At 57.2% G+C, this 19864-nt stretch carries 16 protein-coding genes; 9 read left to right on the plus strand and 7 right to left on the minus strand.

Features of this window, described 5'->3' with window-relative positions:
* Window positions 1-49 precede the first annotated feature (49 nt).
* Together IEN85_RS20705 and IEN85_RS20710 are read left to right on the plus strand one after the other, a co-directional pair.
* Window positions 50-1063 carry a malate dehydrogenase gene (locus tag IEN85_RS20705; protein WP_191619009.1) on the plus strand — a complete coding sequence of 338 codons (1014 nt, stop codon included), beginning with the start codon at window positions 50-52 and terminating at the stop codon, window positions 1061-1063.
* 139 nt (window positions 1064-1202) lie between these two features.
* Window positions 1203-2294 carry a zinc-dependent alcohol dehydrogenase gene (locus tag IEN85_RS20710; protein WP_309025916.1) on the plus strand — a complete coding sequence of 364 codons (1092 nt, stop codon included), beginning with the start codon at window positions 1203-1205 and terminating at the stop codon, window positions 2292-2294.
* 164 nt (window positions 2295-2458) lie between these two features.
* On the opposite strand, the gene IEN85_RS20715 is transcribed toward IEN85_RS20710, so the two are convergent.
* A complete protein-coding gene (locus tag IEN85_RS20715; RefSeq protein ID WP_191619011.1) occupies window positions 2459-4309 on the minus strand; it encodes an ABC transporter ATP-binding protein in 1851 nt (616 codons plus the stop codon).
* Window positions 4310-4367: 58 nt separating this feature from the next.
* Window positions 4368-6254 carry an ABC transporter ATP-binding protein gene (locus tag IEN85_RS20720; RefSeq protein ID WP_191619012.1) on the minus strand — a complete coding sequence of 629 codons (1887 nt, stop codon included), beginning with the start codon at window positions 6252-6254 and terminating at the stop codon, window positions 4368-4370.
* Between the two features lie 372 nt (window positions 6255-6626).
* On the opposite strand from IEN85_RS20720, the gene gluQRS reads away from it, so the two are divergent.
* The 4 genes from gluQRS (at window position 6627) to IEN85_RS20740 (ending at window position 11508) form a co-directional block, all read left to right on the plus strand.
* Window positions 6627-7457: a tRNA glutamyl-Q(34) synthetase GluQRS gene (gluQRS, locus tag IEN85_RS20725; RefSeq protein WP_191619013.1), complete on the plus strand. Its 831-nt coding sequence runs from the start codon at window positions 6627-6629 to the stop codon at window positions 7455-7457.
* Window positions 7458-7493: 36 nt separating this feature from the next.
* A complete protein-coding gene (locus tag IEN85_RS20730) occupies window positions 7494-8153 on the plus strand; it encodes a MarC family protein (RefSeq protein WP_191619014.1) in 660 nt (219 codons plus the stop codon).
* A 38-nt stretch (window positions 8154-8191) separates the two neighbouring features.
* Entirely contained in the window at window positions 8192-10183 is a 1992-nt protein-coding gene (locus IEN85_RS20735; protein WP_191619015.1) for a BCCT family transporter, read from the plus strand.
* A gap of 140 nt (window positions 10184-10323) precedes the next feature.
* Window positions 10324-11508 (plus strand): hypothetical protein, encoded by a 1185-nt coding sequence (locus IEN85_RS20740; protein ID WP_224772754.1) that lies wholly within the window; start codon window positions 10324-10326, stop codon window positions 11506-11508.
* 24 nt (window positions 11509-11532) lie between these two features.
* Here the strand turns inward: IEN85_RS20740 and ybeY are convergent, their stop codons facing one another.
* From ybeY to IEN85_RS20760, 4 genes are read right to left on the minus strand one after another with little or no spacing between them, the layout of a single operon-like run.
* Window positions 11533-12012 carry an rRNA maturation RNase YbeY gene (gene ybeY, locus IEN85_RS20745; protein ID WP_191619016.1) on the minus strand — a complete coding sequence of 160 codons (480 nt, stop codon included), beginning with the start codon at window positions 12010-12012 and terminating at the stop codon, window positions 11533-11535.
* Window positions 11969-14341 (minus strand): HD family phosphohydrolase, encoded by a 2373-nt coding sequence (locus tag IEN85_RS20750; RefSeq protein WP_191619017.1) that lies wholly within the window; start codon window positions 14339-14341, stop codon window positions 11969-11971. The genes ybeY and IEN85_RS20750 overlap by 44 nt, the downstream gene beginning before the upstream one ends.
* A gap of 57 nt (window positions 14342-14398) precedes the next feature.
* A complete protein-coding gene (locus tag IEN85_RS20755) occupies window positions 14399-15361 on the minus strand; it encodes a PhoH family protein (protein ID WP_191619018.1) in 963 nt (320 codons plus the stop codon).
* Between the two features lie 58 nt (window positions 15362-15419).
* Entirely contained in the window at window positions 15420-15911 is a 492-nt protein-coding gene (locus tag IEN85_RS20760; RefSeq protein ID WP_191619019.1) for an HIT family protein, read from the minus strand.
* 235 nt (window positions 15912-16146) lie between these two features.
* Between IEN85_RS20760 and IEN85_RS20765 the strand changes: the two genes are divergently transcribed.
* From IEN85_RS20765 to IEN85_RS20775, 3 genes are all read left to right on the plus strand, one after another.
* Window positions 16147-17388 carry a 3-deoxy-D-manno-octulosonic acid transferase gene (locus IEN85_RS20765; RefSeq protein ID WP_191619020.1) on the plus strand — a complete coding sequence of 414 codons (1242 nt, stop codon included), beginning with the start codon at window positions 16147-16149 and terminating at the stop codon, window positions 17386-17388.
* 47 nt (window positions 17389-17435) lie between these two features.
* Window positions 17436-17672: a ferredoxin gene (locus IEN85_RS20770; protein WP_191619021.1), complete on the plus strand. Its 237-nt coding sequence runs from the start codon at window positions 17436-17438 to the stop codon at window positions 17670-17672.
* A 205-nt stretch (window positions 17673-17877) separates the two neighbouring features.
* Window positions 17878-18339 (plus strand): BLUF domain-containing protein, encoded by a 462-nt coding sequence (locus tag IEN85_RS20775; protein ID WP_191619022.1) that lies wholly within the window; start codon window positions 17878-17880, stop codon window positions 18337-18339.
* Between the two features lie 31 nt (window positions 18340-18370).
* Here IEN85_RS20775 and IEN85_RS20780 read toward each other — a convergent pair whose 3' ends face one another.
* Window positions 18371-19846, minus strand: coding sequence for a TrkH family potassium uptake protein (locus IEN85_RS20780; RefSeq protein ID WP_191619023.1), 1476 nt, complete (start codon window positions 19844-19846; stop codon window positions 18371-18373).
* Window positions 19847-19864 lie beyond the last annotated feature (18 nt).

The raw sequence follows: 19864 nt of genomic DNA on the forward strand, positions 1-19864 counted from the left end.
AGCGACTCAGGAGGAGCCGCGCCCCCTAGAATCAAAACAGATTGAAACGATGAATACCTTCTCTTCTAAGAAAGAACCGATCCGTGTAGCTGTTACCGGAGCCGCAGGAAATATTGGATACGCATTGCTCTTCCGAATCGCTTCGGGAGCTATGTTCGGTCCGGACCAGCCTGTCGCTTTGAACCTCATCGAAATCGAGCCTGGCATGAAGGCTCTGGCTGGGGTTGCCATGGAATTGGACGACTGCGCGTTTCCTCTTGTTACTGAAATCGTGCAAACCGACGACTTGAGCGTCGGATTCAAGGATGTCGATTGGGCTCTTTTGGTCGGTTCCGTACCTCGCAAGGCGGGGATGGAGCGTGCGGATTTGCTGGGAATCAACGGCAAGGTCTTCGTAGGTCAGGGCAAGGCGATCAACGACAACGCCAAGCCCAGCGTGCGCGTACTCGTGGTCGGAAATCCGTGTAATACGAATGCCTTGATCGCGATGAAGAGCGCTCCGGATATCCCGAACGAGCAATTCTTTGCGATGACGCGTCTCGATGAAAACCGTGCCAAGACTCAACTTGCTCAGAAGGCGGGCGTGCCAGTGAAGGAAGTTTCCCAGCTTTGCGTATGGGGTAATCATAGTCCTTCCATGTATCCAGATTTCGAGAACGCGAAGATTGGCCGCCAGAAAGTTACGGATGTGATTCAAGATCAAGCGTGGCTTCGCGACACCTTCGTCCCGGTTGTCGGCCAGCGCGGCAAGGCGATTATCGACGCCCGTGGCGCTTCTTCCGCGGCCTCTGCAGCAAATGCGGTGGTGGACACGGTTCGCGATCTTTCTTCTCCAAGCCATGGCGAGATCCACAGCGTGTGCGTTGTCTCTCGCGGCGAATACGGAACGCCGGAGGGCATCATCACTTCGCTTCCCATCCGCGTAGATGGCGCGGGGCAGTGGCGCGTGATGGAAGGTGTAAAGCTTTCTGAATACGCGAAGGAAAAGATTGCTGCTTCGAACAAGGAGCTTCTCGAAGAGCGTGAAGTTGCCTTTGGTCAGCTAGGTCTGAGCATCTCCTAGGGAGTTGGCTGCGGTGGAGTCTTCTGAAATATCTCGTATCGTTCACGAGGTACTGGCCAGCAGGGGCCTTGTGGGCTCGGCTCCAGCGATTCCTTCTGCGGAGGTTGCTCACGTCTCCGGAAAAACGGGGCGAGCAGCTGTGCTCGCTGAACCGAGGAAGCTAGAGATTCGAGAGTTTCCGCTGCGCGAGATCGGTCCCAAGGAAATTCTCGTGAGAGTGGAAGCCTGCGGTGTTTGCGGCACCGATGTGCACTGCTACAAGTCGGATCCGTTTGGGCTGACCCCGAATGTGCTCGGCCATGAGGGCACCGGCGAGGTGCTGCAAGTGGGCGCCGAGGTGAAGATGGACAGCGTGGGGAAGCCTGTGAAGGTAGGCGACAAGGTCGTTACCAGTTTGATGGAAACCTCGCCAGATTGCCTGATTGCCAAGTACAACCCGGCCAAGGCGAACTTGAGCGACGATTTGAAGGTTTATGGCTTACTTCCTGACGAGCCGAACAACCACTTCAATGGCTATTTTGGCGAGTACCTCATCATTCGTCCGGGATCTTCGTTTTTCGTAGTGAACGACATGAGCGTGGAGCTGCGCTGCTTGATCGAACCTGCTGCGGTGGTTTGCCATGCCTTGGAGCGGGCCAAGAGTTGCGGTGGGAACAAGTTGAACTTCCGTTCCCGAGTCGTGGTTCAGGGCTGCGGTCCAATCGGTCTGCTCATGATTGCCGTGTTGAGAACCCAAGGGGTGAACAACATCATCGCGCTCGATGGGAATTCAGATCGCCTTGAGCTGGCTCGCTCTCTAGGGGCGGACGAGTTGATCAACTACAAGGAGTATTCTGGGATCGACGAGATTGCCGACAAGGTGAAGCTCTTAACGAAAGGCTTGGGCGCTCATTGGGGCTTTCAGGTTACGGGCGTCCCGGTAGCTCACGCTAATTTGTACAAGTTGATTCGTCGTGGCGGCGGTATTTGCGAGGTAGGGCACTTTGTGGATGGCGGTGAGTGCGCGATCAATCCTCACCGCGATATTTGCGCCAAGGAAATAACGCTCGTCGGGAGTTGGGTGTATAACAGTTTTGAATACCCGAACGCTTACCATTTCTTGCAACGAGCGGAGCGTATCGGCCTGCCGGTGACTTCGTTGATTACGCATAAGTTTCCCCTCGAACGCATTGAGGAAGCGTTTCAGGTAAACCTTCGTCAGGAAGGCGTCAAAGTCTTGGTAGAGGTGTGACTTTCTAGAATTTGTTTAGGTCGTACATTGCGATATGGGGGTGCTTGGATGTGGGTCGTCCAGGCACCCTTTCGTTTTTGGATTGTAGGGCTGGCGCTTGCGCCACGCCGCATTGCAGATGATTAAGTCAATGCGGCTTGCCGCAAGCGGCAGCGCTACGATTTTCATCCGGCCTCCAGGGCTTGTTCTTCGCCCTCGCGGCGGAACTGGTTGACGTAGAGTTCGTAGTAGTGACCGCGTTGGGCGAGCAGCTCTTCGTGGGTGCCTTGCTCTTCGATTTCGCCTTTCTGAATAACTAGGATCTGGTCGGCTGAACGAATAGTGGAGAGCCGATGGGCGATTACGAAGCTGATGCGACCGTCGAAGACGCGTTGCATGCCGTCTTGGATGAGCTTTTCCGTTTCGGTATCTATGGACGAGGTGGCCTCGTCCATCACGAATATTTGCGGATCCGCCAGCAGGGCTCGGGCGAAGGATATGAGTTGTCGCTCCCCGGTGGAGAGCCGAGCTCCGCCTTCGCCGATTACAGTATCGTATCCGTTTTCCAACTTCATGATGAAGTCGTGAGCATTAACCAGAGTGGCTGCTTCCCGGATTTCTTTGTCGGTGGCGTCGAGGCGTCCGTAGCGGATGTTCTCGATGACGCTACCGTTGAAGAGGTGAGGCGTCTGCAGCACGATGCCCAGCTGGCCTTGCAGCCAGTCGAGGCTGCGCTGCCGGTAGTCGATCCCGTTAAAGCGGATTTCCCCGGATGTCGGTTCGTAGAATCTGGATACGAGACTGACGATGGTACTCTTGCCTCCGCCCGAAGGTCCGACAAGGGCGATGGTTTGACCGCGCTTCACGGTGAGGTTGAAGCGTTTGAGCACTTGCTCCTTCTCGTTATAGGAGAAAGACACGTCGGCGAACTGGATCTCGTCGATGTGCTTGGGGTGGCCGTCGATGGCGAGGAGGGGATCGTGGCCAAGGTCGTTCCTGCCTGCTATTTTTTGCAGGACTTCCTCGGAGTCTTTGATTTTTGGCTCGGTAGAGAGCAGACCCATGACCCGCTCGCCGGCGGCTTGGGCTCCTTGGATTTCAGCCAGGATTTGAGCCACTTGGTTGATTGGGTGAAAGAAGTTGCCGGCGTAGCTGATGAAGGCGACGAGGATGCCGAGGGTGATGCTTCCACTAAGGACGTTGAGGCCGCCGTACCAGAGCGCGAGGCCGGAACCGAGGCTGCCGATGAGCATGACGAGCGGCAGGTAGATGGCGCTGAAGAAGGCGCGACGCACCGAAGCGGAGTACATGTCGGTAGACATGCCTTCGAACTCGTTGAGGTTTTCCGTTTCGCGGCCAAGGGTCTTGGTCGTTTTCACGCCGGCGATGCCTTCGTTGTAGGAGGCGGTGATGCGGGCGTTGTGCTTTCGGATCTGACGCGAAGCGACGAGCATCTTCTTTTGGAAGTAGATGCTGAGGACGATGAGGGGCGGCAGGGTGGCGAGCACGACCAAGGCGAGCTTCCAGTGGTAGATGAACATCATGATCGACATGGCAGCCACGAAGAAGCTGCCCCAAAGCACGTCGAGAAAGCCCCACGCTAGGATGCGGGAGAGGCGGTCGCAATCTGCGGTGAGGCGCGAGATGAGCCAGCCGGTGGGTTGCTTGTCGTAGAACGAGAATTCGAGCTCTTGCAGCCGTTTGAAGCAGTCACGCTTGATGTCGAAGGCGATATGATGGGAGATGCTGCCAGCGCAGCGAATGAAGACGTAGACTAGGGTCGCAAGGGTTAGGGAGAGTCCGAGATACCAAGCCGCAACCGGTATCAAGTCTTTGGCTACGCCTCCTCCTTGTACGATGTCGATCGCTTTCATGGTGACGATGGGATAGGCGGCGTCGATGAGGCTGAGCACGAAGGCGCTGGCCATAAGTGGATAGAGGAGCCGCTTGTGGTTGAGGGCGAAGCGGAAGATGCGTTTCCAGAGATCGATATCGATCTTGGTGGCAATGGCTTCGTTGTCGGGTGGGTGAGTCATGGTTTGTTAGGTTCCGAGGAGATCGCGGCACAAGGCCGCTTCCCACGATGGGTTGGTGCTAGGCGGAGGTTGTGGTTTCGCGACCATGGTCGCCCCTGCCTTCCGTTTCTTTTGCTAGGGTGGCTTCGAGTTGGGTTTGAATAGCCCAAAGGCGACGGTAGAGGCCGTCCTCTGCGGTGAGACTTTGGTGGGTGCCGAATTGGGTGATCTTGCCGTTTTCGAGCACCACGATTTTGTCGGCGTGGGCAAGGGTGGAGAGGCGATGGGCGATGACGACCGTGGTTTGCTTACCGTGGCGGTTTTGCAGGGCGTCGATGATGGAGGACTCGGTTTCGTTGTCGACGGCGCTGAGGGCGTCGTCGAGCAGAAGGATGGGCGGGTTCCTCAATATGGCTCGGGAGAGGGCGACTCGCTGGCGTTGTCCACCGGAGAGGGTGATTCCCTTTTCGCCGATCTCAGTATCGTATCCATCGGAAAAATTTTGTATGGTTTCGTGGATACAGGCCATATTTGCAGCGGCTTCGATGTCGGATTGCTGGGCATCGCTGACGCCGAATTGGATGTTGTTGCGAATGCTGCGCGAATAGAGGAAGGGCTCTTGCAGCACGACTCCGAATTGGGCTCGAAGATAGGCTCGGTCGAGCTCCTTCACGTCCATGCCGTCAAGTTTGATGCTTCCGCTGTCGCAGTCGTAGAAGCGAAGCAGCAAGTGCATGAGGGTGGTCTTGCCCGAACCGGAGGGGCCGAGGATGGCCAGCGTTTCGCCGGGCTCGACCTGCAGGCTGATGTCTTGCACGGTGGGCTCGGTTTCGTTGTGGGCGAAGGTGACCTTGTCAAATTCGATGCGCCCGCTCACGGGGCGATCGGGAGTGAGCGTGACTTGGTCGCCCTCTGTTTCGAAGGGCTGGGTGAGGATTTCGTTGATGCGTTGCAGGGCGACGGCGGTTTTTCCGAAGTCGGTAAGGATACGGCCGATCATGCGCACGGGCCAGAGCACCATATTGAGCAAGGCGAGGAAGGCGAAGATCGTTCCGATCGTTACGCTGCCTTGCATGGCGAGGTAGCTGCTGGCGATGAGGGCGATACCGATTTGTGTGAGGCTGGCGATGTCGGCGACCGACCAGAACCAAGACATGATGTTGATGAGCTTGATGCTAGAGTCGCGGTATTCGGCGTTGGGCTTTTCGAATTTCGCGATCTCGAAGTCGTGTCGCCCGAACGCCCGTACGACGCGGATGCCGGTTATGTTTTCCTGCACCACGGAAGTGAGGCGCCCTTCCGCTTCGTCCACCTCGGTGAAGAGGTGTTTCACCTTCTTGATGTAGAGGTAGCTGTAGAGGATGATGACCGGGATGAGGGCCATCGATGCGATGGTAAGGCCGACGTGCATGGAGAGCATGATGGGCAGCACGGTGGCGATGAGGATGAGCCCGCGGCCGATTTCCACGATGTGAGCCGCTAGGAAGATGCGGGTCGTCTCCACGTCGGAGGTGCAGCGTTGCACGAGGTCGCCGGTCTGGGTCTGGTCAAGGTGGCGGTTGCTCATGCGTTGGATGTGGTCGTAGAGCTGATCCTTGAGGCGTTTGCAAATGCCGTCGGAGGCCTTGGCGGCGGCCAGCTTTTGGTAGTAGTTGAAGAGACCGCCGAGAGCTGCTAAGGCCAGCATAGCCACGGCGGGGATCCAGAGGTTTTGCCCGACGCGTTGGGGACCGCCGATGAGGGTGATGACGGATTGGAGCAGCGGCTCGTCATGCTTGGGTTGGTCCATCAGGACGTAGTCGATGGTGGCGCTGCCGATGAGGGGGATGACGAACTGGAAGGCGGTGGCTACGAACAGGGCGAGGGCTGCCCAGAGGTACATGCTGCGGAACCCGGAGATGAGGGTCCAGACGAGCTTGGGGCCAGACAAGGTTTTGCCGGAGGCGTCGTGAAGTTTTAGAGTCATGTGTCCGCGAGGAGTTGGAAGAGTTGTTTTGAACGAGGAACGGTGTCCTCCGGCTTCAAACGCGGACAAAAAAAGAGGCCCGCCGTGAGGCGGGCCAAGGGGATGGGAGGGAAATTGTATGCTTGGCCCGCGAATTTTGTGACGAGCCTTCTGATCTGCTAAGTCCTAGAAGCGCTCGTTCCTCATGGAGAGGAGTGGGTTGTTAATAATTACCGTGAGCTTCATAGTCTTAAGTTTGATCAGGTGTCTGAAAAAGTTAAGTTAGGCGAATAAAGCTACGTGAATCTGTTCAGGCAAGAAAAAGTTTGTTTAAACTACACTTGTAGTGCTCAGGGTATGACAGGTGGACGAATGGTGAATGGTTGAAGGAAAATGAAGAGTGAGTTTGGACAATATGTGGGAAGGGTAGCGCCGACTCCGACGGGTTATATGCATTTGGGGCATGCTTGTACTTTCTTGGAGGCTCAACGGCGGGCTCGGGCAGCGGGGGGCAAGTTGCTCTTGCGTATCGAGGATTTGGATCAGGCTCGTTGCAAGGCGGAGTTCGTGGACGCCTTGGAGGAGGACTTGGCCTGGGCGGGGTTGCGTTGGGAGCCCGAGGTGCTGCGCCAGAGCGAGCGCTTGTCTTGGTTTCGGGAGGCGCTCGGTCGCTTGCGCGAGGCGGGGGCAGTGTATCCTTGTTCCTGCTCGCGTAAGGACGTAGCGGAGGCGATTCGGGCTCCCCATGTGGAAGGGCAGGAGCCTGTCTACCCGGGAACCTGTCGGGAGCGTCGCTTCGTCTTCGGGACTGAAGCGGACGCCTTGGCTATCAACTGGCGCTTTCGGGTGCCGGATGGCGAGGCGATCGCCTTCGTGGACGGGCGTATGGGAGAGCAGCGTTTCGTGGCGGGGGAGGACTTTGGCGATTTCCTCGTATGGCGAAAGGATGGCTTCCCGTCCTACGAGCTGGCGGTGGTGGCGGACGACTTGGCGCAAGGCGTCACGGAGGTGGTGCGAGGCGAGGACTTGCTGGCGTCCACGGCGCGGCAGCTTTTGTTATACCGCGCATTAGGAGAAAAGGCACCGGACTTTTTTCATTGTCCTTTAATATTGGATACAGAGGGAAGGCGCCTTGCTAAGCGGGCTGGCTCGCTGGGGTTGCGTGAATTGAGGGCTCGAGGGACGAAGCCAGAGGACTTGCTTTCGCTTGCGGGCAGAACTTAGTTGATTTTTTCCGGGGGGAGGGGTGAGGATTGGTGGATGGCGTTTTCCATCGAGTTCCTGCTCCTGTCTGCGGTCTCCTTGTTCACGATCGTGAACCCTTTTTCGGTAGTGCCTGCTTTTTTGGCGATCACTCCGGGAGATACTCTGCAGGAGCGTCGCGCGGCGGCTCGAATGGCGTGCACGATCGGCACCTGCTTGTTGATCCTGACCGCTCTGGCGGGCGAGTTCGTCTTCAGTCTGTTGGGGATCACCTTGCCCGCTCTGCAGATCGCGGGGGGAATCATCTTGTTTTCTATCGGCTTTGAGATGGTGAGGGCTCCGGATGCTCCGAAGCGTTTGAATGAGAAGGAGCGTGCGGTCGCTCGCGACAAGGAGGATGTGGGGGTGACGCCGCTTGCGGTGCCCTTGCTTTGCGGGCCTGGGGCGGTGTCCACGGTGATTATCCTCAAGAGCCAAGCGACGTCATTTTGGGACAGCGGGATGCTTTTGCTGAGTATTCCTGCAGTTTATTTCGTGAGCTACCTGGTGCTCAGCGCCTCTGCTCAAGGGGGAAACTGGCTTAATCCGATTTTGCTGCGGATTTTGCGTCGGGTGATGGGGTTGCTTTTTGCGGTGATCGCGGTTCAGTTTGTTGTGAACGGTGTTGAGAAGCTTCCTCTGTTGAAAGCGCTCTCGACCGCGGCGCCGAGTGGATGACCGCATTTCGTTGAATCCTCTAGAGGAACGACCGGCTTATGGAAGAGAATGAAAAGGGACAACAAAAGCGGTTTTTCCGCATGGAAATCAACCCGCCGGTGTTTTATGGATCGGCTCTGCTCATCCTGGTCTTCGTACTTTTTGGGGCAGTTTTACCGGAGCAGGCCCAATCCGTTTTTGGCGGTATGCAGGATCTGGTCACGGAGAAGTTTGGCTGGTTCTATGTTTTGGCGGTGGCGGGCTTCCTCGTTTTTGTGCTTCTGGTCGCCGTCTCTCGATATGGAGATATTAAGCTAGGGCCGGATCACAGCGAGCCTGACTACAGCTATACCTCTTGGTTCGCGATGCTATTCTCGGCGGGCATGGGAATCGGGCTTATGTTTTTCGGAGTGGCAGAGCCGGTGATGCACTTTGCGGCTCCGCCGGAGGCTTCGGCAGAAACGGTGGAAGCGGCTCGCGATGCGATGCGAATCACGTTTTTCCACTGGGGCATGCATGCTTGGGCGATCTATGCGGTGGTGGCCTTGTCATTGGCGTATTTCGCGTTCCGCCACAATTTGCCTCTGACTATAAGGTCGGCATTCTATCCGTTGATTGGGGATCGAATCTATGGACCGATTGGCCACGCAGCTGACATCTTCGCGGTCTTGGGTACTTTGTTTGGCGTGGCGACTTCCCTTGGTTTCGGCGTGATCCAAGTGAATTCCGGGTTGAACTACTTGTTTGGCATGCCGGTTTCGCCGACAATGCAGGTCGTGCTGATCGTGGTCATCACTGGCTTTGCTTCGTTGTCGGTGGGCTTGGGCCTGGACTCTGGAATTCGTCGCATATCTGAGCTGAACGTGGTGCTCGCCCTTTCTCTGCTGTTGTTTGTCCTGGTTACGGGACCGACATTTTTTATCGCGGAGACCTTTGTTCAGAACACGGGCAACTACCTTTCGAACCTCTTCGAGAGTACCTTCAACTTGTATGCGTATGAGCCCCGCGGCTGGATTGGCGGTTGGACATTATTCTACTGGGGCTGGTGGATCGCGTGGTCGCCGTTTGTGGGCATGTTCATCGCTCGGGTTTCGCGCGGGCGGACGATCCGGCAGTTCGTGATTGGCGTTTTGTTCGTGCCGGTGGGCTTTACCTTTCTTTGGCTGACCGTGTTTGGAGATACGGCCTTGCACATGATTCTGGAACAGGGAATCGCGGAGCTGGCGACGGCAGTGTCGGCCGACACCTCGGTCGCCTTGTTCAAGTTTTTCGAACACCTGCCATTTTCGAGTATAACGTCTTTTGTCGCAACTCTGCTGGTGATCACCTTCTTCGTCACTTCTTCGGACTCCGGTTCCTTGGTGGTCGATATGTTGACTTCGGGTGGCAAGGCGGAGTCGCCTCTTTGGCAGCGGCTCTTCTGGGCCTCGGCCGAGGGCGTGGTGGCGATCACTTTGCTGCTGGCGGGCGGCTTGGGCGCTTTGCAAGCAGCGACCATTGCGAGCGCCTTACCTTTCGCCTTGGTTATGGTATTCATGTGTTGGGGACTGATGCGTTCCCTGCGAGTTGAGTCTGCTAAGATGGGGGCTCGGCCAGTGGGACGACCGATCTTGTCGGGTGAAGGTAAAGGGGTCGCTTGGCAGCACCGATTGGGGCAGTTGCTTTTTCATCCGAAAGAGCAGGAGGTTCTGCGTTTCATCGACCAAGTGGTGGAGCCGGCGTTCGAAGATGTAAAGAGGGCGTTTGCGGAGAAGTCGGTGGAGGGCCGGGTGGCTCGTGGAGAAGACGGGCGTTGTTGGTTTGAGGTCGGGCATGGCGAGGAACCCGACTTTTATTACAGCATACGTGTCGTGCCCTATGAAGCTCCTGCGTTTGCTATGGTGGATACAAAAGGTAAACGCCTCGAGGAACTTCGGTACTGTCGGCCCGAGGTTTATCTGATCGAGGGAGGGCAGGGCTACCAAGTGATGAATTGGAGCAAGGATGAAATTATACATGACGTACTTGACCAGTATGAGCGTCACTTGAATTTCATGGAGGCGATTCGCTAGCCCGCAAAGGAGAAGTCATTATGAGAGTTAAGGGTTTTTGTACGGTATCGAGAAAGCTGATACTGGGTTGCGTGGTTGTCGCATTGCATGCGACATCAAGCGCTCAATCCCGTGTTGAGCTGGAGCAGCGGATCGCTCAATTGGAAACTGAACTAGCGGAAGCGAAGGCTGCTCTAGCGGCTGTGGATGAGCGAGCGGCTGAGGATTCTTCGGGAACCGAAGGATTAGGGAGCGGGATAACAGTCGAAGATGCGAGCGGAGGTGTGCTGCAGATCGGCGGAGCGGTTCGGGTAAACTTCGTTTTAGGAGATTACCCTGGCGGGGGCGATGCTCCCTCGCGTGGAGGGCACGGAGGTGTCGCTGAGCTGGATACGTTTCGCTTCAACGTAGACTATGAGAACGGGCCGTGGCTGGCGAAGGGAGAGTATCGCTTCTACAGCGGATACAATTTTTTGCATACCGGCTGGCTGGGGTATCGCACCGACGACACGAGCCATATCGAAGTGGGCATGACGCGGGCGCCGTTTGGCGCTGGCCCGTATGGCGTTTCTCAAAGTTGGTTTTTCGACCAGCATTATTATGTTGGCTTGGCCGACGATATGGATCTCGGCGTCAAGTATCACACGCGGCGCGGAGACTGGACTTACGACTTCGCTTATTTCGCTCGAGCAGAAGGAAATTGGCGGGGAGCGACCCGACGGAGCGCTCGCTATTCCTATGATGTCGTCGCGGAGGGGGGAGTTGGCTTCGAGGAGCGCAACCAAGTTAACTTCAGGGCTCTGCGTGCGTGGGAGTCAAACGAGGGTATGTCTGGTACCTATGGCGTGTCGCTACAATTGGGCGAGCTCGATGGAATGGGAGGCTTGGAAGACGGTAGCCATTGGGCTGCATCTGCTCATGCGGTCACCGATATCGGGAACTGGAAGTTGGGTACTCAGTTGAGTTACTACGAGCTGGACGGGGTGGGTGACGTCACGACTTTCGGCGCTTATGATTTTCCAGTCGAGACGGCCGCTCGGGCCTATGTACCTGCCGTATCGGTGAGTTATCTTGTCGATACTCAGAACCTGGAATGGCTCGATTCGCTGCGCCCGTATTTTGAATACAGCTCGGTCGTTAAGCCTGACGATGGGCTAAACGACAGCGAGTTCGTTACCTTTGGAACGGCCTTCGCCCGCGGCCCGTGGTATGTTTATTTGGACTGGGTCTTCTCCAATGGAAACGAATTTGTGGGAGGAGAGGTTCCTTACGGGCAACGCATGGGGAGAAATCCGTTCGACGATTGGCAGCAGCGGATCAATCTGAACTTCGGGCTCTACTACTGAGCCTTACCGGTGGGAGGTTAATCTTTAGGGAGCGAGATTGAAGGAAGGCATGGCTTTGGCTTTGCGGACAACTTCGAGGGCTTGTTGCTCGGCGCGGCGCATGAGGGCGCGGTCTGCGTCGTCGATGTCGTCGAAGCCGCAGAGGTGCAGGTAGCCATGGATGAGGTAGAGGGAGAGTTCGTCGCTGAAAGAGAGGTTTTCCTTTTTCGCGAATTCGCGGGCGACTTGGGGGCAGACGATTATCTCGCCTGCTTGGTCGGTGTCGGGATCGGGCGGAAAGGTGATGACGTCCGTGGGCGAGGGGTCGCCCATGAACTGGTCGTGCAGTTGGGCGATGTAGTCTTTTTCGACGAAGGCGATAGACAGTTCGCCGGGAGGGGCGTCGAATGCTCCTGCTTTATCGAGGACGTTGATGAGGCGTTCTATTTCGGACTCTTCGTATTCGAGTCTTGGGCACAGACTATTTACTTGTACTCGCGCTGGCGCGTTCTGTTTTTCGGTCATCCGACTTGGTCGAGGTTTTCTTGGAAGCTTTTTCGCCGCTCGCTTGTCCGGGGTAGGCGATGCGGGTGTGGAGCGAATTGAGCAAGGTGAAGATGAACGATTCGCGGACCTTGGCAACTTCGGCGATAGTGATAGGGCAGTTATTCAACTGCCCGTCCTCGATGTTTGCGGCAAAAATACGGTCGACCAGTTCCTCCACGTTCTGGGGAGTCACCTTGGCGAGAGAGCGGGAAGCGGCTTCAACGGAGTCGGCTAGGAGGATGACGGCGCTTTCCTTGAACTGTGGCTTGGGACCGTCGTAGCGATAGGTCGACTCCTGCACGTGCGAAGGGTCTTCGGCCTGCTGTTTCGCCTTATGGTGAAAGAAGCGGATCAGGTTGGTGCCGTGGTGTTGGCGGATTACGTCGATGATGGGCCGCGGCAGCTTGTAGGTAAGACCGAGGTCGACGCCTTCCTTGACGTGGGACTTGATGACGAGGGCGGAGAAGGAGGGAGTCTTTTCGTTGTGCGGGTTATATCCGTCGAGCTGGTTTTCGGTGAAATACTCCGGTTTTACGAGCTTTCCGATATCGTGGAACATGCAGGCTACGCGGGCGAGCAGTCCGTTTGCTTCGATGGCGTTGGAAGCGTTTTCGGCGAGGTTGGCGACCATGAGGGAGTGGTGCCAGGTGCCGGGGGCCTCCAGTTGCATGCGGCGCAGCAAGGGGTGATTGTAGTCGGAGAGCTCCAGCAAGGTAATGTCCGTGGTACGCTTGAAGAGCCCTTCTAGGATGGGGAGCACGCCGACCACTACGACGCCTTCGACGAGGCCGGTGGCTAGGCCGCCTACCATTTGGTAGATCAAGGTGGACCAAGGCATGCCGTCCACCCAGTTGAAAAGCAGGGTGAAGGCGGCGACGCTGGCTCCGGCGAAGAAGCCGGCGGTGACCACGCGCCCGCGCTTGCGCAGGTTGCGGGAAACGTAGATGGCCACGGTGGAGGCGAGGAAAGACATGACCAGCAGGTCGAGTCGGTTACCGAACATGACCGCGGTGAAAAGGCTGATCATGAGGGCCATGAGCAGGCCGGGGCCGGTGCCGATAAGGATGGCGACCAGCATGGGCGCGAGCACGGTCGGCGTGATGTAGGGCAGGATGGCCGAGAGCTGGTTGTCGTAGAGGAAGGTTTCGATGTTTCCGAGCTCGAAGCAGGTGCGCACCAGCAGCAGGTTCACGAAAACGACCAAGGAGAGGAGGGCGAGTCGTCCGTTTGACTGGAAAGTGCGCCGGTGCTCGAGGCGGATGTAGAAGGTGGCGGCGATCACCATGGCGAGCACCAGGAGGATGCGGCCCATGAGCTGGTTGTCTACGGTCCCCGCGTTCTTGTCGGCGATATGGCGTTGGTATTCCTTGAGCTGTTCGTGTTGCTCCTGGGTGACCGGTTGCCCCGGCTCGATGATGGAGGCGCCCTCTTGCACGTTGACGATGACCGGCTTCAGGGAAGCCAGCAGTTCCTGCCGGCGGATTTCCATCTCGGCCTCGCTTTTGCGGAGGTTGGGCTTGATGGCGTCGCGGAAAATGCGGATGACGGCGTCGGCCGTCTGCGGTTGGACGTTGGAGGCGCGCAAATTGATGCGCACGGAGCGCAGGGCGTCCTCGATGGATTCGACCCGCTTTTGCCCAATGTTGCTGTCTTGATTGGCGATGTGGAAGATGGCGACGGCCCCCTTGCTGAACTTGAAGGTGGGATCGTTTTCGTCGTAGATGCCGAGCTTGAAGCTTTCCTCAATGCTGATCAGTCCGGTCTCGATGAGGTTTTCGAAGGTCTTTTGGTCGGTGTTTTCGACGATTTGGGACAGGCTCTCGGGGGTGAGGCGGTAGTTTCCCTTGGCGTTGAAGTCGCTGGTGATGGCCGCGATGCGGTTTTTCGCTTGGCCGACAATCAGGTCGTCCTTGATTTCGCGGAACGCCGCGATGTCTCTCACGAGCTGCTTAACGTGCGTCTTGAAGGCGTTGTAGGGCGCCATGTCTATGCGGTAGACGTGGGGGGCCTCCTTGAGCAGTTGCTGGCGTCGGCGCTCGGTCAGGATGGGCGAGCTGTAGGAGAAGGAGTCCGCTGCGACGATGCGGATGGACGCGACCTGGTTGGGCAGGATTTGGAATCCGCTGGGCTTGATGCCGACGAAGCTGGTCACCACGATGAGGGCCACGGTCGTCAGAAAGACCAAGGCGCCCACGAGGGAGCTTTCCTCAAGGAAACGAGGCAGGGTCGAAGGCGTCTCAGTGCGCCGTTTCCTCTTCTTGGGGAACGTCTTCTGGAACCATGCCTTTAGTTGCTCGGAAACGGGCATACGATGAGAGACTCTCTAGTGATCAAATGATTCAAATTCGGGCAAGCTTTGCCCCCCTCACTGGTGCGTGTCGCGGTAGCGATCGTAGGCTTGGATGATCTTCTGCACCAGGTGGTGGCGCACGACGTCGCCTGCTTCGAAAAAGTGGAAGTTTATGCCTTTCAAGCCTTTGAGTATGTTTTTGACCTCGAGGAGACCGGAGGAGCGATGCTTAGGAATATCGACCTGAGTGAGGTCGCCTGTAATGACCATGCGGCTGCCTTCGCCCAGGCGGGTAAGAAACATCATCATTTGCTCGGAGGTGGTGTTCTGGGCTTCGTCGAGAATTACGAAGGAATTGCTTAGGGTACGGCCGCGCATGTAGGCGAGCGGGGCGATTTCGATGATGCCGCGTTCGGTGAGCTTTTCGATGTCGGACGGGCTGAGCATGTCGTTGAGGGCATCGTAGAGCGGGCGAAGGTAGGGCAGGATCTTTTCCTGGAGGTCTCCGGGGAGGAAGCCCAAGGTCTCGCCCGCCTCGACCGCGGGGCGGCTGAGGACGATGCGTTCGACTTTGCCTTCGATGAGCAGGGAGACGGCGGCGGCCATAGCGAGATACGTTTTACCCGTACCTGCAGGTCCTATGCCGAATACGATGTCGTTTTCAAAAACGGACCTCAGGTATTGCTTTTGGCCTAAGGTCTTGGGAACGATGCTCTTGCGTTTGGTCTTGATGACGGTGCCACGTTCGAAAAGGGAGCGCAGCTCGTCTTGCTTGCCTGCGGAGACGCCGGCTACGGTCTTCTGGAAGTCTGCCTTCTTGACGGATAGCCCTTGCTCGCGCCCTTCCAGCAGCAGCTCGAAAACGTCGGCTACGGCGTCGATAGAGGACTCCTTGACGGCGTCGATTTGGACCCAGTTGTCGCGAGAGACGACGGTGGCGTGGAAGGTGGACTCCAGCAAATCCAGGTTGTCCTGGTCGCCGCAGTAGAGCTCGCTCAGCTGTCGCGGGCTTTGGAAGTGAATCTTGCGGTTGGGCATTTCAAATAGTGAGTGACGAGGAGTGAGTTTTTGGAGGCGTCGGGCAGGGCGCTTCCGTCTAGAACTCTTTCTTCAGCACTTCCTTGAGGTGCTCCCACATGGCTTCCAGCGACTGGGGGAGGACTCGTGTAGAACCGAGGACCGGCATGAAGTTGGTGTCGCCGCTCCAGCGGGGGACGACGTGTTGGTGCAGGTGCTTGGGCACTCCGGCTCCGGCAGCCTCGCCGAGGTTGATTCCGATATTGAAGCCGTTGGGATTGAGGGCCTTGGCTAGCAGGTTCTTGGCCTTGAGGGTGGTCTTGGTGAAGCAGAGCAGCTCCTCGTCGCTAAGATCCTCTAGGTCAGGCACTTCTCGGTAAGGGAGAATCAGTAGGTGCCCGGCGTTGTAGGGGTAGCGGTTCATGAGGATGAAGCTGTGCTCCTCGCGAGAGAGGATCAGGGTTTCCTTGTCGTTGTCCATCTTGGGCAAGTCGACAAAGGGGCGCCGTTGAGCAGGTGTCTTTTCCTGCTTCACGTATTCCATTCTCCAGTATGCGTGAAGGTGATCCATCTTGATTTAGAAAGGCGCAGAATAGGTTCGAGGGGTGGCTTGTCAATGAGGGCTTCTGGGGGTGAAGGGGCCCCGGACAGGGCTGGAAAGCTGGGGCGGGCGAGAGGTGGCGGCAGTGGTTCGGATTGTGATTATGGCGAGAGGGAGGCTTGCCTTGCGTCGGTAGACTTGGTTTTGAGGGCGGGTGTTTATTTGGATTTATAGAGTCCTTTTTCTGCCGCTTTGGCTGCTGACCTTGCCGGGGTATCTGCTGCATATCCGCAAGCGGGGCGGGTATCGGGAGCGCTTTGGAACGCGTTTTGGTCTCGGTTTACAGGTCCCGCAAAAGAAAGCCGGTTCCAAGCGCATTTGGATACAGGCGGTGAGCCTAGGGGAGATGCTGGCGATCGAGCCCTTGCTGAAGGCTTTGGCCGCTGACGAGCGTATCGAGATTTATCTTACGGTTACGACGAGTACCGGCTACGCCTTGGCGCTGGAAAAATACAGCGAGTTAGCGGTGGGGATCTCTTACTTCCCGATCGACTTTTGTCCGTTCAGCTCCTGCGTTTGGGATCAGATTGATCCAGATTTGGCTATCTGCGCGGAGACGGAGCTCTGGCCAGAGCACACGCATCAAGCCGTGAAGCGAGGGGTGCCATTTCTTCTGGTCAATGGCCGCCTCTCGGATCGCTCCTTCAAGCGAGCCATGAAGTTGCGTGGCTTTTTTCGTACTGTACTTTCGAATACAAGCCAAGTTTTCGCTTGTTCGGACTTGGATCGAGAGCGTTACCTCGCCCTCGGGGCTCCAGAGGATCGGGTGACGACGACGGGGAACATCAAGGTGGACGTGACCATCGAGCCCATCCTCGACGCGGTCACCTGCGCCTCGATGCGGGCGGAGATGGGCTTGAGCGATGGGTTCTTGCTTTTGGGCTCGTCCACCTGGCCCGGGGAGGAAGAGATGCTGGTCGATGCCTTGCGGGCGATTCGCGAGCGCGATTCCAAGGCGCGTCTATTGATCGTGCCGCGCCACGCGGAGCGTCGTCACGAGATCGAAGCCATGCTGCGCCAGCGCGCCAGCGACCTTCGTTTTCATTTCAAGAGCCGTGGAGCGCCGGAGGATGAACTCGATATTCTGGTGGCCGATACGCATGGGGAGTTGAGAGCTCTCACCCAGTTGTCCGACTTGGCTTTCGTGGGCAAGTCCTTGCCGCCTCATACTGAGGGGCAAACGCCGGTGGAGTGCGGCGTATTGGGAAAACCTATGGTTTTTGGTACGGGTATGTCCAACTTCCGCAGCATCCGGGAGGGGCTGCTGCAGCGCGGGGCGGCCCGGGAAGTGAGGGACGAGGGCGAGGCCATCCAGACGATTGTAAGCCTAAGCCAAGACCTGGAAGCGCGAGCTAAAATGAGCGCCGGAGGATTGGCTTGGCATGCCGGGAGCCGCGGGGCGGTGGAGCGTACTGCCAAGGGGGTGCTTAGCTGGTTGGATCGTTAGCGCTCGTATCTTGACAGGGCGGGGGAAATTTAGGTTTAAACGCAGATATGGCAGACAAATCCGATAAGTGGTCAGACAACGCAGCCGGCAAGTTTTACGTAGATGAGCAGTGCATCGACTGCGACCTCTGCCGTGAAACCGCCCCAGACTTCTTTACCCGCAACGACGACGAGGCCTACTCCTTCGTCTACAAGCAGCCGGAAGACCAGGATGGCATCGACCTCTGCATGGAAGCGCTCGAAGGCTGTCCCGTAGAAGCGATCGGTGACGACGGCGACGAGTAGTCCGCCTGCTGATACGCCAAGACTTTCCAGAACGCGTTCCCGCAAGGGAGCGCGTTTTTTTGTGCCCAAAATGGGTGCACAACCGGAATGTTTTGTATTATGTGAACCACTAATGAAGCGAAGGATATAAATGTTGAAATTGTTTTGTTCAAAAAAATGAGTAGAGAGCTTCAGTTTTGGATGTGCTGAACGATGTATGAACGTTATGGGCAATCTTCTAGAAATCGTTAATCAACAGAATCTCAGCTGCCTCGTTTATACGAGCCGTGCCACAAGGCCATTTGACGAGGCGGAGCTGCGTGCCTTGTTGCAGAAATCAAGGTTCAACAACAGCCGCGACGGTATATCCGGCATGCTCACGTACGTTAAAGGTATGTTCTTTCAGATGTTGGAGGGTCCGGAGGATAAGGTAGAGGCTACTTACAAGCGCATCATGCGGGATCCGCGGCACGGTGAGCTGCGACTCGTAAAGACGTCTCGGATAAAGAGTCGGCATTTCCCTCAATGGACCATGGGGTTCCCGACTCCCAACGCCAAGATGCTATCTCGTTTTACTGGCTATTGTGATTTGAGCAACGGCAGCTCGTCGGACTTGGCCCGTTTGAAAAGTCATGACAGCGGAATTTTCAAGATCATGTGCGAGTTTGGTAAGTCATTGAAAAGTTAGCTCGCAGGCGGACTTGGAGTTGACTTGTCGTTCAGGAGAAGCGCTTCCAGAGCGGCGGGGCGAAAAGGGCGAGGATGGCGTAGAGTTCGAGGCGTCCCATAACCATCAGCAGGGAGAGGAAGAGCTTGGTGTGGTAGTGCAGGAAGCCGAAGTTCTCCGTAGGGCCGACCTCTGCGATGCCGGGGCCGACGTTGAAGAGGCAGGCGAAAACGATGCTGAGGTTGGTATCGATCGCGTGGCTGGTTTCGAAGACGGAGACAAGGAGGATGGAACCGCAGATGACGCTGGCGATGAGCACCAGGTAGGAATTCACGTCGCTGATCGATTGCGAGCTGAGGGTTTGTCCGTTGACCCTAATCTGACGGACGACTCGCGTACGGAAGGATCGCTCGATGGTGAGAATGGACTGGCGCACGGCGATTACGAGCCGGGAAATCTTGATGCCGCCGGCGGTGGAGCCCGTGCAGCCGCCCACTAGCATAAGGAAGAGCAGCATCATTTGGGGCAATGAAGTCCACTGAGTGAAGTCTTCGGTGGCGAATCCGGTAGTCGTCATGATGGAAACGACTTGGAAGGTCCCGGCGCGGATGGCGTGTTCGGTGGACCAGCCGGTCCCGTCGAATCGGAGGAAGGCGCTCACCAGCACGCAGGCGATCACGAGGATGGTGATGTAGGCCGCGAACTCCGTGTTGCGCAGGACGAAGCGGAAGCGGCCCATGCAGATGCGTAGGATCAGAATGAAGTTCAGGCCAGCCAGGGTCATAAAAATGATCGATATCCACTCGATGGTGGGGCTATCGAAGGCGGCGAAGCTCGTGGAGCGGGTGCTGAAACCGGCGGTAGACACGGTGGTGAAGGTGTGGCAGATGGCGTCGAACCAAGGCATGTCGGCGCCCCAGTAGGCGAGGCAGCATGCGGCGGAAAGGCCAACGTAGACCCAGACGAGCTTGGCGACCGTTGACTGGATGCGGCTTTCTTCGAATTCGCTGACGGTGCCGGAGGCTTCGTTGGCGTAGAGCATTTTCGCTCCGACTCCGATGAAGCCGAGCACGGCTACGAAGAAGACTACGACCCCCATGCCCCCCACCCACTGGCTCAGGCAGCGCCAGAACATCAGGCTCGGAGGGAATCTCTCCAGGTCGCCGAATACGGAGGCTCCAGTGGTGGTCAGTCCGGAGCTGCTCTCAAAGATGGCGTCCGCCATGTCGGCGTCAGGAAGCACCATGACGTAGGGAACGGCTCCGATGAGGCTTGCGAGCAACCATGCTAGGCCGATGGTGCAGAGGGCCTCCTTGCGAAAGAACTTTTTGGTGTGGCTGCGACCGACCCAGAAGAAGAGGGCGGCGGCGAAGAGGGAAATCCCCACGGATGCCACGAAGGCTCGGATGGTGAGCTCCAGCTGCTGCGGAGAATCGAGCCAGAATGCGGTGGCGAGGCATACCGCGAAGGCGATCGCGAGGATGAGCATCACGACGCCGAGAAGTTTCGATACGAGAGGGAAGTTCACTTTTGAGGAGTGAGGGCT

Source organism: Pelagicoccus enzymogenes (genome assembly GCF_014803405.1).
Taxonomy (GTDB): domain Bacteria; phylum Verrucomicrobiota; class Verrucomicrobiia; order Opitutales; family Opitutaceae; genus Pelagicoccus; species Pelagicoccus enzymogenes.